Source organism: Pantoea sp. UBA5923 (assembly GCF_002431095.1).
GTDB lineage: Bacteria > Pseudomonadota > Gammaproteobacteria > Enterobacterales > Enterobacteriaceae > Pantoea > Pantoea piersonii.
Window position 1 is genome coordinate 12,942 of record NZ_DJDN01000039.1, and the last position, 14,231, is coordinate 27,172.

Genomic DNA, 14,231 nt, shown 5'->3' on the forward strand with positions numbered 1-14,231 from the left:
TGTCGCTTGCGGCAATCTGTATGTTAAATAAAATCGAACTTTGCGTCTGTATCCTTTTCGTCCTCAGGAAGACACTACTCCTCAGTTCACCTGATGAGGAAAGGAAAATGGGATACGAAGAAAACTGTGCGGCAAAACCTTTCTCGGTTACGCCCTGGTCGCTGGTGCGCGCCATTGTGTGCAGCCTGAGAGCGCTCCACCAGCAGCGTAAGACTCGCCTGATCCTGTTACAGCTGAGCGATGCGCAGCTAAAAGATATTGGCCTCACGCGCGGTGATATTGAGCATGAACGAAGATAGCTAAACCAAAGACTCATAAGGCGCGAGAAGCGCGGTTAAAAAATCGATGACCGTTTGCGTGCGTCTGGGTGTCAGTCGGCGCTCAAGACGCAGCACCCACATATTTACTCTCTCAGTGCGCCACGCTTTTAATATTTCGACCACGGCGCCGCTGGCAAAATCAGACGCGCCAAGCCAGGAAGGTGCCCAGCCAATGCCGCAGCCAGCGCGTACCATCTGCCATGCCGCCTGCCCGTCGTCAAAAAGATAGCGTGAGGCGGGTTCCCAGCGCACCGCTTTGCCATCTTCGGGCGAATTAAAACGCCAGGCGTCCGCTCGTCCTTTATTGAGATTCCAGAAACCGATCTGGGAATGTGTGCTGAGATCGAAAGGCGTGCAGGGTTCGCCGTGTTGCCTGAGATAATCTGGCGTCGCGCAGGCGACCCAGGGAAAGCTAAACAGCTTGCGGGCAGAATGGCCTGGCCAGGCTTCCAGCGCGCCGGAACGAATCGCAAAGTCAAAGCCGCCACTGGCTAAATCCACCATCGCGTCGCTGAAATGCATCTCCAGCGAAATTTCAGGATGATCAGCAAGAAAGGCTGGCAGCGCAGGCATGATACAGACGCGTCCAAAAGAGGACGGAACCGAGATGCGCACCCGGCCCGCAGCGCCCTCGTTTTCAATGCCGCTAAGGGCATTCTCTACCTGGTTGACCTCTTCAAGCAGTCCGCGTGCCAGCATCAGCATTCTCTCGCCTTCCCCGGTCAGCGACAGGGCATGCGTCGTTCGGTGCAGAAGACGCACGCCATGCTGGCTCTCGAACCGGCTTAACGCTTTGGATACGGCCGACGTAGTGGTGCCGGCGCGGCGTGCAGCTTCGGCGAATGATCCTGCTTCAACGATACGCGCGAACCAGAGTAGCTGCGTGAGGCTGGATGAAAAGATCGGTGTTGCCATCAGGTCAATATCTCCTTGCTGCGCCGCAGCCTACAAGCGCCTGGTTTCGGCTGATAACGTTGAGCTTCTTAAAGGAGATCATCATATGAAATTTTTAGTTTTACTCACACCCGTCGCCGGGCGCGAACCGGCGGAGTTTAAACCCTATGCGGTTGCAGAGATGCAGGCGGTATGGAATGACTATAAAGCTGGCACGCTGCGGGAGATCTACTTCTCTCCCGGCCCATTGATTATCAGCGTGATTTACGAAACCTCGTCCCGTGACGAACTGCAGCAGGCTGTCGACCATCTTCCTATGGTCGAAGCCGGTTTGCTCTCTTTTCAACTTATTGAACTGGGCCCAATGCACAGCTTCGAGGTGCTGTTCGCCCCTGCTGCTGCGTAAAAAGTTCAGGCGCTTTTATTGCCCTGACGTCACTGCCTCTCAGGACGACTGCAATCTGGCTGCCCCTAATTCGTCCGACCCCTCTTTTGCGCCCATAAAAAAACCCTGCCGAAGCAGGGTTTTTATTAAGCGAAGAACGGTTAGTCGTTATCGCTGCCGCCGAGACCGGCGTTCAACAGTTCAGCCAGGCTTGCAGAGGCTTCATCCGCAGTAACCTGCGGAGCAACCGGCGCTTCGCCCGCCTGACGGCGACGCATACGATCCTGATGGTAAGCGTAACCGGTACCGGCCGGGATCAGACGACCCACGATAACGTTCTCTTTCAGACCGCGCAGTTCGTCGCGCTTGCCTGCAACAGCGGCTTCGGTCAGGACACGAGTCGTCTCCTGGAACGAGGCTGCCGAGATGAACGATTCGGTTGCCAGCGACGCTTTGGTGATACCCAGCAGATCGCGCATGTAGGTTGCGCCGATTTTGCCGTTCGCTTCCAGATCGCGGTTAGAGATCTTGATGCGAGAGACTTCTGCCTGCTCACCTTCCAGGAAGTCGGTGCTTCCCGCGCTCATGATGGTTGCTTTACGCAGCATCTGGCGAACGATGACTTCGATGTGCTTATCGTTAATCTTAACGCCCTGCAGGCGGTAAACTTCCTGCACTTCGTTAGTGATGTAACGGGTCACAGCATGGACGCCACGCAGACGCAGAATGTCGTGCGGAGATTCCGGACCGTCGGAAACCACGTCACCACGTTCTACGCGCTCACCTTCAAACACGTTGAGCTGACGCCATTTCGGAATCATCTCTTCGTAAGGCTCGCTGCCATCAACCGGCGTGATCACCAGACGACGTTTACCTTTGGTCTCTTTACCGAAGGAGATGATGCCGCTGATCTCCGCCAGGATTGCTGGCTCTTTCGGACGACGCGCTTCGAACAGGTCAGCAACGCGCGGCAGACCACCGGTAATATCCTTGGTACCGCCAGATTCCTGAGGCACACGCGCCAGGGTGTCACCAGAGCTGATTTTCTTACCGTCTTCCAGCTGAACGATCGCTTTGCCCGGCAGGAAGTACTGAGCCGGCATGTCGGTGCCCGGAATCAGAACATCTTCGCCCTGCTCATCAACGATTTTCAGCGCCGGACGCAGGTCTTTACCGCCTGAAGTACGCTCAGCGGTATCCAGAACCACCAGCGAAGAGAGACCAGTCAGTTCGTCAGTCTGACGCGTGATGGTCTGACCATCAATCATGTCAGTAAAGCGAATGTAGCCGCTTACTTCGGTGATAACCGGCATGGTGTGCGGATCCCAGTTTGCTACGGTTTCGCCCGCTGCAACCTGCTCGCCGTCGCCTTTCGCCATGATCGCGCCGTAAGGGACTTTATAGCTCTCTTTAGTACGGCCAAACTCATCGATCATTTTCAGTTCGACGTTACGTGAAGTAATAACCAGTTTGCCAGCGGAGTTGGTTACCGACTTAGCGTTGGTCAGTTTGATAGTACCTTTGTTCTTCACCTGAATGCTGGATTCTGCTGCCGCACGCGATGCCGCACCACCGATGTGGAACGTACGCATGGTCAGCTGTGTACCCGGCTCACCGATGGACTGTGCCGCGATAACACCGATCGCTTCACCTTTGTTGATGATGTGACCACGCGCCAGGTCGCGACCGTAGCAGTGGGCGCACACACCAAAATCGGTTTCACAGCTTACAACAGAGCGAACTTTGATGGTGTCGACAGAGTTCTGTTCAACCACATCACACCAGTGCTCATCCAGCAGCGTATTACGCGGAACCAGTATGTCAGCGGTGCCCGGCTTCAGCACATCTTCAGCCGTCACACGGCCAAGCACGCGCTCGCGCAGCGGTTCTTTAACGTCGCCGCCTTCGATAACCGGCGTCATCATGATGCCTTCGAAGGTGCCGCAGTCATCTTCAGTTACGACCAGATCCTGAGCAACGTCAACCAGACGACGCGTCAGATAACCGGAGTTCGCCGTTTTCAGTGCGGTATCCGCCAGACCTTTACGCGCACCGTGGGTCGAGATGAAGTACTGGAGTACGTTCAGACCTTCACGGAAGTTCGCCGTAATCGGCGTCTCGATGATGGAGCCATCCGGCTTCGCCATCAGACCACGCATACCGGCCAGCTGACGAATCTGTGCCGCAGAACCACGCGCACCAGAGTCGGCCATCATAAAGATGCTGTTAAAGGAAACCTGTTTCTCTTCTTCGCCGTCACGGTTAATCACGGTTTCAGTTGAGAGGTTTTCCATCATCGCCTTCGCTACGCGCTCGTTCGCCGCAGCCCAGATATCGATGACTTTGTTGTAACGCTCACCCGCGGTAACCAGACCAGACTGGAACTGCTCCTGGATCTCAGCCACTTCCGCTTCCGCTTCGGTGATGATTTCCACTTTCTTCTCTGGAATAACCATGTCGTCGATGCCGACAGACGCGCCTGAACGGGCTGCGTAAGCGAAACCGGTGTACATGGTCTGGTCAGCAAAGATAACGGTCGGCTTCAGGCCCAAAATGCGGTAACAGGTGTTCAGCATTTTGGAGATAGCTTTTTTGCCCAGCGCCTGGTTAACGATGGAGAACGGCAGACCTTTTGGCACGATCATCCACAGGATGGCGCGGCCGATAGTGGTGTCAATGATGCTGGTTTTAGCAACCCACTCATCCTGCTCGTTTTTCTCGTGTTCGGTAATACGAACCTTAACGCGAGCGTGCAGCGATGCGAGGCCAGCGCGATAAACACGCTCAGCTTCTTTCGGGCCGGTCAGCACCATGCCTTCGCCCTTGGCGTTAACACAGTCACGGGTCATATAGTACAGACCCAGTACAACGTCCTGAGACGGAACGATGATTGGTTCGCCGTTCGCCGGAGACAGAATGTTGTTGGTAGACATCATCAGCGCACGCGCTTCCAGCTGGGCTTCCAGCGTCAGCGGTACGTGAACAGCCATCTGGTCACCATCGAAGTCGGCGTTATAGGCCGCACACACCAGCGGGTGCAGCTGGATCGCTTTACCTTCGATCAGAACCGGTTCAAACGCCTGGATACCCAGACGGTGCAGCGTCGGCGCACGGTTCAGCAGAACCGGGTGTTCGCGGATAACTTCATCCAGGATATCCCAGACAACCGCTTCTTCGCGCTCAACCATTTTCTTCGCGGCTTTGATGGTGGTGGCCAGGCCACGCAGCTCCAGCTTGCCGTAGATAAAGGGTTTGAACAGCTCCAGCGCCATTTTCTTCGGCAGGCCGCACTGATGCAGACGCAGGTATGGACCTACGGTGATAACAGAACGACCGGAGTAGTCAACGCGCTTACCGAGCAGGTTCTGACGGAAACGACCCTGCTTACCTTTGATCATATCGGCCAAAGATTTCAGCGGACGCTTGTTAGAACCGGTGATCGCACGACCGCGACGACCGTTATCCAGCAGGGCGTCGACCGCTTCCTGCAGCATACGTTTTTCGTTGCGTACGATGATGTCCGGCGCAGCCAGATCCAGCAGACGCTTCAGACGGTTGTTACGGTTGATAACGCGACGATACAGATCGTTCAGATCCGACGTTGCGAAACGACCGCCGTCCAGCGGAACCAGCGGGCGCAGATCCGGCGGCAGCACCGGCAGCACAGTCAGGATCATCCACTCCGGCTTGTTGCCGGACTGTACGAACGCTTCCAGCAGCTTGATGCGCTTGGTCAGCTTCTTACGCTTGGTCTCGGAGTTGGTTTCGTTCAGCTCTTCACGCAGCTGCTCGCACTCTTGCTCCAGATCCATATTTTTCAGCAGAGCCTGGATCGCTTCGGCACCCATTTTCGCGTCAAATTCGTCACCGAACTCTTCCAGCGCGTCAAGGTACTGCTCTTCGGTCAGAATCTGACGTTTTTCGAGGTTGGTCATGCCACCTTCGACAACAACGTAAGATTCGAAATAGAGCACGCGTTCGATATCGCGCAGCGGCATATCCAGCAGCAGGCCGATACGGGACGGCAGCGACTTCAGGAACCAGATGTGCGCGGTCGGAGAAGCCAGTTCGATGTGACCCATGCGCTCACGACGCACTTTGGTCTGGGTCACTTCGACGCCGCACTTCTCACAGATCACGCCGCGATGTTTCAGGCGCTTGTACTTACCGCACAGGCACTCGTAATCTTTTACCGGTCCGAAAATACGGGCGCAGAAAAGACCGTCACGCTCTGGCTTGAAGGTACGGTAGTTAATGGTTTCCGGCTTTTTCACTTCACCGAAAGACCAGGAACGGATCATGTCTGGCGAAGCCAGCGCAATTTTGATCGCATCAAACTCTTCGGTTTTAGTTTGCGCTTTCAGAAACTTAAGTAAGTCTTTCACGGATTAGCTCCCGTCGGAGTGGAACTCTCAGGGGCGCGCAGCCGAAACTCCGCGCCCCATAACCAGTACTTGCGAGTGCTTACTCGTCTTCCAGCTCGATGTTGATGCCCAGCGAGCGAATCTCTTTCAACAGTACGTTGAAGGATTCCGGCATGCCCGGTTCCATCTGATGGTTGCCGTCGACGATGTTTTTATACATCTTCGTACGACCGTTCACGTCATCAGACTTAACGGTAAGCATTTCCTGCAGGGTGTATGCCGCGCCGTATGCTTCCAGCGCCCACACTTCCATCTCACCGAAGCGCTGACCACCAAACTGTGCTTTACCACCCAGCGGCTGCTGAGTAACCAGGCTGTAAGAGCCGGTGGAACGCGCATGCATCTTGTCATCAACCAGGTGGTTGAGTTTCAGCATGTACATGTAGCCCACAGTAACCGGACGCTCGAACTGCTCGCCGGTACGGCCGTCAAACAGCGTGATCTGGCCGGAAGTCGGCAAATCGCCCAGCTGAAGCAGCTCTTTGATTTCGCTCTCTTTCGCACCGTCAAACACTGGCGTAGCGATCGGCATACCTTTTTTCAGGTTCTCAGCCAGACGCAACACTTCATCATCAGAGAAGGTGTTGAGGTCGACGCGCTGACGCACGTCCGCGCCCAGGTCATAGGCACGCTGGATGAACTCGCGCAGTTTCGCGACTTCTTCCTGACGCTTCAGCATGGCGTTGATCTTGTCGCCGATACCTTTCGCCGCCATACCCAGATGCGTTTCCAGGATCTGACCGATGTTCATACGTGACGGTACGCCCAGCGGGTTCAGTACGATGTCGACCGGCGTGCCGTTCTCGTCGTAAGGCATATCTTCGATCGGGTTGATCTTAGAGATAACACCTTTGTTACCGTGACGGCCTGCCATCTTGTCGCCAGGCTGAATCTGACGTTTAACGGCCAGGTAGACTTTGACGATTTTCAGCACGCCCGGCGCGAGATCGTCGCCCTGGGTGATCTTACGACGCTTGGCTTCGAGTTTTTTCTCAAACTCGTGCTTCAGTTCGTCGTACTGCTCAGCCAGCTGCTCCAGCGCGTTCTGCTTCTCTTCGTCGGTCAGGCCCAGCTCCAGCCAGCGCTCACGCGGCAGCTTGTCGAGCTTGTCGGCTTCAACGCCGCCGGAGATCAGCACCGCCTGGATACGGCCGAACAGGCCCGCTTCGAGGATCTGCAGTTCTTCAGACAGGTCTTTCTTCGCCTGCTTCAGCTGCATCTCTTCGATTTCCAGCGCACGCTTGTCTTTTTCCACGCCATCGCGGGTAAAGACCTGTACGTCGATAACCGTACCGGAAACGCCGTTCGGCACGCGCAGTGACGAATCTTTCACGTCAGACGCTTTTTCGCCAAAGATAGCGCGCAGCAGTTTCTCTTCCGGCGTCAGCTGGGTTTCACCTTTCGGCGTTACCTTGCCCACCAGAATGTCGCCGCCGGTCACTTCCGCACCGATATAAACGATGCCGGATTCATCCAGTTTAGAGAGCGCAGCTTCACCCACGTTCGGGATATCAGCGGTGATCTCTTCTGGCCCCAGCTTGGTGTCGCGAGACACGCACGCCAGTTCCTGAATATGGATGGTGGTGAAACGGTCTTCCTGAACCACACGCTCGGAAACGAGGATGGAGTCTTCGAAGTTGTAGCCGTTCCACGGCATGAACGCGACGCGCATGTTCTGGCCAAGCGCCAGTTCGCCCAGGTCGGTTGACGGACCGTCAGCCAGCACGTCGCCGCGCTCGACCGGCTCGCCCAGCGACACACACGGCATCTGGTTGATGCAGGTGTTCTGGTTAGAACGGGTGTACTTAGTCAGGTTGTAGATGTCGATACCCGCTTCGCCCGGATACATCTCATCTTCGTTAACTTTGATAACGATACGAGAAGCATCAACGTACTGAACGGTACCGCCACGTTTCGCTACGGCTGTTACGCCAGAGTCGACCGCAACCGCGCGCTCCATACCGGTACCTACCAGCGGCTTGTCAGCACGCAGAGTAGGAACAGCCTGACGTTGCATGTTCGCACCCATCAGGGCGCGGTTAGCATCATCGTGCTCCAGGAACGGGATCAGCGACGCACCGACGGAAACCACCTGCTGGGTGGAAACGTCCATGTAGTCAACCTGATCGCGGCTGAACAGGCTCGATTCGCCTTTGCTACGGCAGGTGACGAGATCATCAACGAAGTGACCTTCTTCATCCAGCTGGGCGTTCGCCTGAGCGATAACGTAGTTACCCTCTTCAATCGCAGAGAGGTAATGAATTTCATCAGAGACCACGCCGTCGATAACGCGACGATACGGGGTTTCCAGGAAACCGTACTCGTTAGTCTGTGCATACACAGAAAGCGAGTTGATCAGACCGATGTTCGGACCTTCAGGGGTTTCGATTGGACATACGCGACCGTAGTGCGTCGGGTGTACGTCTCGAACTTCGAAGCCGGCGCGCTCACGCGTCAGACCGCCTGGGCCCAGTGCAGAGATACGACGTTTGTGCGTAATCTCAGACAGCGGGTTGTTCTGATCCATAAACTGTGACAGCTGGCTGGAGCCGAAGAACTCTTTCACCGCCGCCGAAATCGGCTTGGCGTTGATCATATCCTGCGGCATCAGCGTGTCGAGGTCGCCCAGGGACAGACGCTCTTTCACCGCACGCTCTACGCGAACCAGGCCAACGCGGAACTGGTTCTCCGCCATTTCGCCAACTGAACGAATACGACGGTTGCCGAGGTGGTCGATATCGTCCACTTCGCCTTTACCGTTACGGATATCGATCAGCTTCTTCATCACGTCGATGATGTCTTCTTTGCTCAGAATGCCTGAGCCTTCGATCTCATCACGCAGCAGCGAACGGTTGAACTTCATGCGGCCAACAGCCGACAGATCGTAACGATCTTCTGAGAAGAACAGGTTCTCGAACAGGTTCTCGGCAGCTTCACGCGTCGGCGGCTCGCCAGGACGCATCATGCGGTAGATCTCAACCAGCGCGCTCAGGCGATCGTTGGTCGGGTCGACGCGCAGGGTCTCAGAGATGTACGGGCCGTGATCCAGGTCGTTGGTGAACAGCGTTTCGATACGCTTGTGACCTGCCTGGCTCAGCTTCGCCAGCAGATCCATGGAAAGTTCCATGTTAGCCGGAACGATCAGTTCGCCGGTGCTCTCGTCGATGTAATCTTTCGCGACCACTTTGCCCGCGATGTACTCAACCGGCACTTCGATGTGCTGAATGCCATCTTTTTCCAGCTGACGGATGTGGCGCGCAGTGATGCGACGACCTTTCTCAACGTAGACGTTGCCGTTAGCTTCGATGTCGAAAGAGGCAGTCTCGCCACGCAGGCGCTCAGGCACCAGCTCCATCTGCAGCTTGTTGTCGCGGATCTCGAACACCACTTTTTCAAAGAACAGGTCAAGGATCTGCTCAGTGGTGTAGTTCAGCGCGCGCAGAATGATACTGGCCGGCAGCTTACGACGGCGGTCGATACGTACGAACAGGTTGTCTTTCGGGTCGAACTCGAAGTCGAGCCATGAACCGCGATAAGGAATAATACGTGCGTTATAAAGCACTTTACCCGATGAGTGGGTTTTACCTTTATCGCTGTCGAAGAAGACGCCAGGACTACGATGCAGCTGAGAAACGATAACGCGTTCAGTACCGTTGATAACAAAGGTACCGTTGTCGGTCATGAGCGGAATTTCGCCCATGTACACTTCTTGTTCTTTAATGTCTTTTACGGTGCCTTCCGGCGCTTCGCGCTCGTAGATCACCAGACGCAGTTTGACGCGCAGCGGAGCAGAGAACGTCACGCCACGAATCTGACACTCTTTAACGTCAAAGACAGGTTCGCCCAGACGGTAGCTGACGTATTGCAGCTCGGAGTTACCGCTGTAACTCTGAATGGGGAAGACGGAACGGAAAGCTGCTTCCAGTCCGTACTGACCTTCTGAATCTTGCTCGATGAACTTCTGGAACGAGTCAAGCTGGATAGAAAGGAGATAAGGTATGTCCAGTACTTGCGGACGTTTACCAAAATCCTTACGAATACGTTTTTTCTCGGTATAGGAGTAAACCATAGGGTTCCTCAGCTAGCTGACAAGTCGACCCACGCTGTCCGTCCTGAAGGACAGTTCATGCAACACTATTTTGTTTGATTCATGCGACACAGAGGTCACATGCAATACATCTTTCTATCACTCTTAAATCATTTCATTGCCTTAGCATGGGCAGGGAACCCGCGCAGGAAAGCAGTATATTAAGTCGTCGATAGAAAAAGATATTGAAGAGCAGCGATGGACAAACAGTGCGAAACCCCATCAAGGCTCTTGAGCGCAAAAAGGCTGGTGACCGAAAAGTCACCAGCCATCAGCCTGATATTACTCAGACTGCAACCCAAGGGTTGTCTTACTTAACTTCAACTTCTGCGCCAGCTTCTTTCAGAGCAGCTTCAAGTGCAGCTGCGTCGTCTTTGCTGATGCCTTCTTTGATCACGCCAGTTGCTTCAACCAGGTCTTTGGCTTCTTTCAGGCCCAGACCAGTTGCGCTACGAACGGCTTTGATTACAGCTACTTTGTTCGCGCCAGCAGATTTCAGAACGACGTCGAATTCAGTTTTCTCTTCAACAGCTTCAGCCGGGCCAGCAGCAACAGCTACAGCAGCAGCAGCAGAAACGCCGAATTTTTCTTCCATAGCAGAAACCAGCTCAACTACTTCCATTACGGACATAGCGGCAACGGCTTCCAGAATTTGATCTTTAGTGATAGACATGACAATTGTTCCTAAGAATCAGAAAAAGTTTATACGTTAGCAAGTGCGAAAGAAAAGAATCTGGCCTTAAGCCGCTTCTTTTGCATCGCGAACAGCAGCCAGAGTGCGGACCAGTTTGCCAGCAGCGGCTTCTTTCATGGTCGACATCAGACGTGCCAGTGCTTCTTCGTAAGTCGGCAGCGTTGCCAGACGGTCAATTTGTGCCGCCGGGATCAGCTCACCTTCAAAGGCTGCAGCTTTGACCTCAAATTTTGCATTCGCTTTCGCGAAATCTTTGAACAGACGAGCAGCAGCGCCCGGGTGTTCCATAGAATATGCAATCAGGGTCGGACCAACAAACGTGTCTTTCAGGCACTCGAACTGAGTACCCTCAACGACGCGGCGCAGCAGGGTGTTACGAACAACACGCATGTAAACGCCAGCTTCACGACCTGCTTTACGCAGTTCGGTCATTTTATCAACGGTAACGCCGCGAGAATCCGCAACAACCGCTGACAGCGCGCCTTTGGCTACTTCGCTGACTTCAGCAACAATCGCTTGTTTGTCTTGAAGATTTAATGCCATTAGCTTTTGCTCCTGGATTTTGGCCGGAGATGAATTTCTCCGGAACTCACTTCACTTACCGACCCAAGGGAAAGTAAGCGCTAAAACACGGTGAGCAGAATCCAGTTCAGAAAAAATTCTTTTTGGCTCTGTCACCGTCTACGCAGGGGATTAAGCGTCTCATCCGAGGATGGGCCGCGCCTGCGGTCTTGGACGGAGGCCAGGAAAGGCCTGGCTCCAACCTACCCCGCTGTTTCCGTTACCTGCCTAAGCAAAAGCGCCGGTCACAGCGAGATATAAATTCAGTGTCTGTTTTACCAGAACAACGGGCGTAAGATTCTAGGTGAATTTTTCGCCCGTTTCAAGCAGCAATTAGTTTGCTACTGCGTTCAGACCCGCCTGGTCGATGGCAACGCCAGCGCCCATGGTGGTAGACAGGCTGATTTTCTTGATATAAACGCCTTTCGCCTGAGCAGGTTTTGCTTTTTTCAGCGCAACCAGCAGAGATTCCAGGTTTTCTTTCAGCTTGTCAGCGTCGAAGTCCACTTTACCAATGGTAGTGTGGATGATGCCGTTCTTGTCGTTACGGTAACGAACCTGACCAGCCTTCGCGTTTTTAACCGCTTCAGCAACGTTCGGGGTTACAGTACCGACTTTCGGGTTTGGCATCAGGCCGCGCGGGCCCAGAACCTGGCCTAACTGGCCAACAACGCGCATCGCATCTGGAGAAGCGATAACTACGTCGAAGTTCATTTCGCCTTTTTTGATCTGGTCAGCCAGATCTTCCATACCTACCAGCTCAGCGCCAGCTGCTTTAGCAGCTTCGGCGTTTGCGCCCTGGGTAAAGACAGCAACGCGTACTGAACGACCAGTACCGTGCGGCAGAACGGTCGCACCACGAACGTTCTGGTCAGATTTACGTGCGTCGATGCCGAGGTTAACGGCAACGTCCACGCTCTCTACAAACTTAGCGGTAGCCAGTTCTTTCAGCAGAGCAACAGCTTCAGTGACGTCGTACTGTTTGGTCGCATCAACTTTGTCACGGATCACGCGCATGCGCTTGGTCAGCTTAGCCATTTCTTAGTCCTCTACTACCAGGCCCATGGAACGAGCAGTACCTTCGATAGAGCGAGTCATCGCTTCTACGTCAGCACCAGTCATGTCCGCAGCTTTGGTTTCTGCGATTTCACGTACCTGAGCACGAGTTACTTTACCGACTTTATCTTTGTTCGGCTTACCAGAACCAGACTTGATGCCCGCTGCTTTTTTCAGCAGAACGGCGGCCGGCGGAGTTTTGGTAACAAAGGTGAAAGAACGGTCGCTGTATACGGTGATAACAACCGGAGTCGGCAGACCTTTCTCCAGGGATTCGGTTTTAGCGTTGAACGCCTTACAGAATTCCATGATGTTAACGCCCTGCTGACCCAGAGCCGGACCTACCGGTGGGCTCGGGTTAGCCATACCCGCTGCAACCTGCAGCTTGACGTAGGCTTGTACTTTCTTGGCCATGATTTTTCCTCAGTTGGGTATAACGCCTGAAAAACAGGCTCCCCGTGATAACAGTTCACACGCTGTTGCCAGCGCATAAAAACAAAAGGCGCGAAATTATAGTTAAATTTCGCGCCTGCTGCAAGAGTCAAAATGTGAACAAGGTGATTAACCTTTCTCCACCTGTCCGAAGTCCAGTTCGACCGGCGTTGCGCGGCCAAAGATAGAAACGGAAACTTTCAGGCGGCTCTTCTCGTAATCCACCTCTTCGACCACGCCGTTGAAGTCGGCAAACGGACCGTCATTGACGCGTACCATTTCGCCCGGTTCGAACAGCGTTTTCGGACGCGGCTTGTCACCCACCTGCTGCAGGCGGTTCATGATCGCATCCACTTCTTTATCGCTAATTGGCGCAGGACGGTCAGAAGTACCGCCGATAAAACCCATCACGCGCGGCACGCTGCGCACCAGGTGCCAGCTGGCGTCATTCATCACCATCTGTACCAGCACGTAGCCTGGGAAAAATTTGCGCTCGCTTTTACGACGCTGACCGCCGCGGATCTCTACCACTTCTTCAGTAGGAACCATGACGTCGCCGAAGAGCTCTTCCATGTTGTGCAATTTGATGTGCTCGCGCAGCGACTGTGCTACGCGGCCTTCAAAGCCGGAAAACGCCTGCACGACGTACCAGCGTTTTTTTGGAGCTTCAGACATCTCAGAACCTCAGGCCAGTGATAAACGATACCAGACGGACCAGAATACCATCCAGCCCCCACAAAATCAGTGACATCACGGCTGTAACCGCGGCAACGATTAACGTGGTATGCAGCGTTTCCTGGCGAGTCGGCCAAATGACCTTACGCATTTCAGTGCGTGCTTCACGTGCAAAAGCCACAGTTGCTTTGCCTTTGACCGTCAGCAGCGCAATGCCGCCCGCAGCCGCAATCAGCACCACGACAGCCAGCGCGCGCAGAGGCAGCGTCACGTCGCGATAAATATAATTGCCTACGATGGCTACCAGCAGCAACGCAACAACAGCCAGCCACTTTATCGCTTCCAGGCCGCGCCCGCTCCCTTGAGCTTCGGTATTCGCACTCATAAACCAACCTGCCACAATAATTCAGAAACTATTTTGCCCCGCAAGGCGAGGCATCCAAACCGAATGAGCTTTTGGGCGTAACTCGGTATCCTACGCCGCGCAACAGAGCCTGTCTCAGCAATGATTATGACCGAAAATCACTGATGAGCCAGGTTCTATGTAACAGCGTGCAAAAAGGGCATCAAATGATGCCCTCTTCGTATGCATTGCGTCAAATATTATCGTAATTAAGCGATAACTTCAGCAACAACGCCCGCGCCAACGGTACGGCCGCCTTCGCGGATTGCGAAGCGCAGACCCTGGTCCATCGCGATCGGA

The 14,231-nt window shown here is 54.3% G+C and carries 11 protein-coding genes and 1 pseudogene; 2 read left to right on the plus strand and 10 right to left on the minus strand.

Annotated features, from left to right (window positions below):
- Positions 1–107: 107 nt before the first annotated feature.
- Positions 108–299 (plus strand): DUF1127 domain-containing protein, encoded by a 192-nt coding sequence (locus B3797_RS09790; RefSeq protein WP_311790980.1) that lies wholly within the window; start codon positions 108–110, stop codon positions 297–299.
- Here the strand turns inward: B3797_RS09790 and B3797_RS09795 are convergent, their stop codons facing one another.
- Complete coding sequence (locus B3797_RS09795) at positions 300–1,235, minus strand: LysR family transcriptional regulator (RefSeq protein WP_311790981.1); 936 nt, start codon at positions 1,233–1,235, stop codon at positions 300–302. It lies immediately after the preceding gene.
- Between the two features lie 85 nt (positions 1,236–1,320).
- On the opposite strand from B3797_RS09795, the gene B3797_RS09800 reads away from it, so the two are divergent.
- Complete coding sequence (locus tag B3797_RS09800) at positions 1,321–1,620, plus strand: hypothetical protein (RefSeq protein ID WP_311790982.1); 300 nt, start codon at positions 1,321–1,323, stop codon at positions 1,618–1,620.
- Positions 1,621–1,760: 140 nt separating this feature from the next.
- Here B3797_RS09800 and rpoC read toward each other — a convergent pair whose 3' ends face one another.
- The 9 genes and pseudogenes from rpoC to B3797_RS09845 all read right to left on the minus strand — a co-directional run.
- Positions 1,761–5,984, minus strand: a complete 4,224-nt coding sequence (rpoC, locus tag B3797_RS09805) for a DNA-directed RNA polymerase subunit beta' (protein ID WP_120458433.1) — start codon at positions 5,982–5,984, stop codon at positions 1,761–1,763.
- Positions 5,985–6,063: 79 nt separating this feature from the next.
- The gene (gene rpoB / locus B3797_RS09810; protein WP_311784581.1) at positions 6,064–10,092 is read right to left on the minus strand and encodes a DNA-directed RNA polymerase subunit beta; all 4,029 of its coding nucleotides are present in this window, start codon (positions 10,090–10,092) and stop codon (positions 6,064–6,066) included.
- 328 nt (positions 10,093–10,420) lie between these two features.
- A complete protein-coding gene (gene rplL / locus B3797_RS09815; protein ID WP_033793155.1) occupies positions 10,421–10,783 on the minus strand; it encodes a 50S ribosomal protein L7/L12 in 363 nt (120 codons plus the stop codon).
- Positions 10,784–10,849: 66 nt separating this feature from the next.
- On the minus strand, positions 10,850–11,347 hold the full coding sequence (gene rplJ, locus B3797_RS09820; RefSeq protein WP_011091858.1) for a 50S ribosomal protein L10: 498 nt from the start codon (positions 11,345–11,347) through the stop codon (positions 10,850–10,852).
- 351 nt (positions 11,348–11,698) lie between these two features.
- A complete protein-coding gene (gene rplA, locus B3797_RS09825; RefSeq protein ID WP_311784580.1) occupies positions 11,699–12,403 on the minus strand; it encodes a 50S ribosomal protein L1 in 705 nt (234 codons plus the stop codon).
- Between the two features lie 3 nt (positions 12,404–12,406).
- On the minus strand, positions 12,407–12,835 hold the full coding sequence (gene rplK, locus B3797_RS09830) for a 50S ribosomal protein L11 (protein WP_013507401.1): 429 nt from the start codon (positions 12,833–12,835) through the stop codon (positions 12,407–12,409).
- 147 nt (positions 12,836–12,982) lie between these two features.
- Positions 12,983–13,528, minus strand: a complete 546-nt coding sequence (nusG, locus tag B3797_RS09835) for a transcription termination/antitermination protein NusG (protein WP_012439920.1) — start codon at positions 13,526–13,528, stop codon at positions 12,983–12,985.
- Position 13,529: 1 nt separating this feature from the next.
- Positions 13,530–13,913: a preprotein translocase subunit SecE gene (gene secE, locus B3797_RS09840; RefSeq protein ID WP_033755817.1), complete on the minus strand. Its 384-nt coding sequence runs from the start codon at positions 13,911–13,913 to the stop codon at positions 13,530–13,532.
- 227 nt (positions 13,914–14,140) lie between these two features.
- Positions 14,141–14,231, minus strand: a pseudogene (locus B3797_RS09845) (elongation factor Tu); the annotation flags it as partial.

What these genes read in the sequence shown, in the direction of transcription:
- rplJ (WP_011091858.1), bottom strand. Translation starts at nt 11,347, where the DNA reads ATGGCATTAAATCTTCAAGACAAACAAGCGATTGTTGCTGAAGTCAGC.
- B3797_RS09790 (WP_311790980.1), top strand. Translation starts at nt 108, where the DNA reads ATGGGATACGAAGAAAACTGTGCGGCAAAACCTTTCTCGGTTACGCCC.
- B3797_RS09795 (WP_311790981.1), bottom strand. Translation starts at nt 1,235, where the DNA reads ATGGCAACACCGATCTTTTCATCCAGCCTCACGCAGCTACTCTGGTTC.
- nusG (WP_012439920.1), bottom strand. Translation starts at nt 13,528, where the DNA reads ATGTCTGAAGCTCCAAAAAAACGCTGGTACGTCGTGCAGGCGTTTTCC.
- B3797_RS09800 (WP_311790982.1), top strand. Translation starts at nt 1,321, where the DNA reads ATGAAATTTTTAGTTTTACTCACACCCGTCGCCGGGCGCGAACCGGCG.
- rplK (WP_013507401.1), bottom strand. Translation starts at nt 12,835, where the DNA reads ATGGCCAAGAAAGTACAAGCCTACGTCAAGCTGCAGGTTGCAGCGGGT.
- rpoB (WP_311784581.1), bottom strand. Translation starts at nt 10,092, where the DNA reads ATGGTTTACTCCTATACCGAGAAAAAACGTATTCGTAAGGATTTTGGT.
- rplA (WP_311784580.1), bottom strand. Translation starts at nt 12,403, where the DNA reads ATGGCTAAGCTGACCAAGCGCATGCGCGTGATCCGTGACAAAGTTGAT.
- rplL (WP_033793155.1), bottom strand. Translation starts at nt 10,783, where the DNA reads ATGTCTATCACTAAAGATCAAATTCTGGAAGCCGTTGCCGCTATGTCC.
- secE (WP_033755817.1), bottom strand. Translation starts at nt 13,913, where the DNA reads ATGAGTGCGAATACCGAAGCTCAAGGGAGCGGGCGCGGCCTGGAAGCG.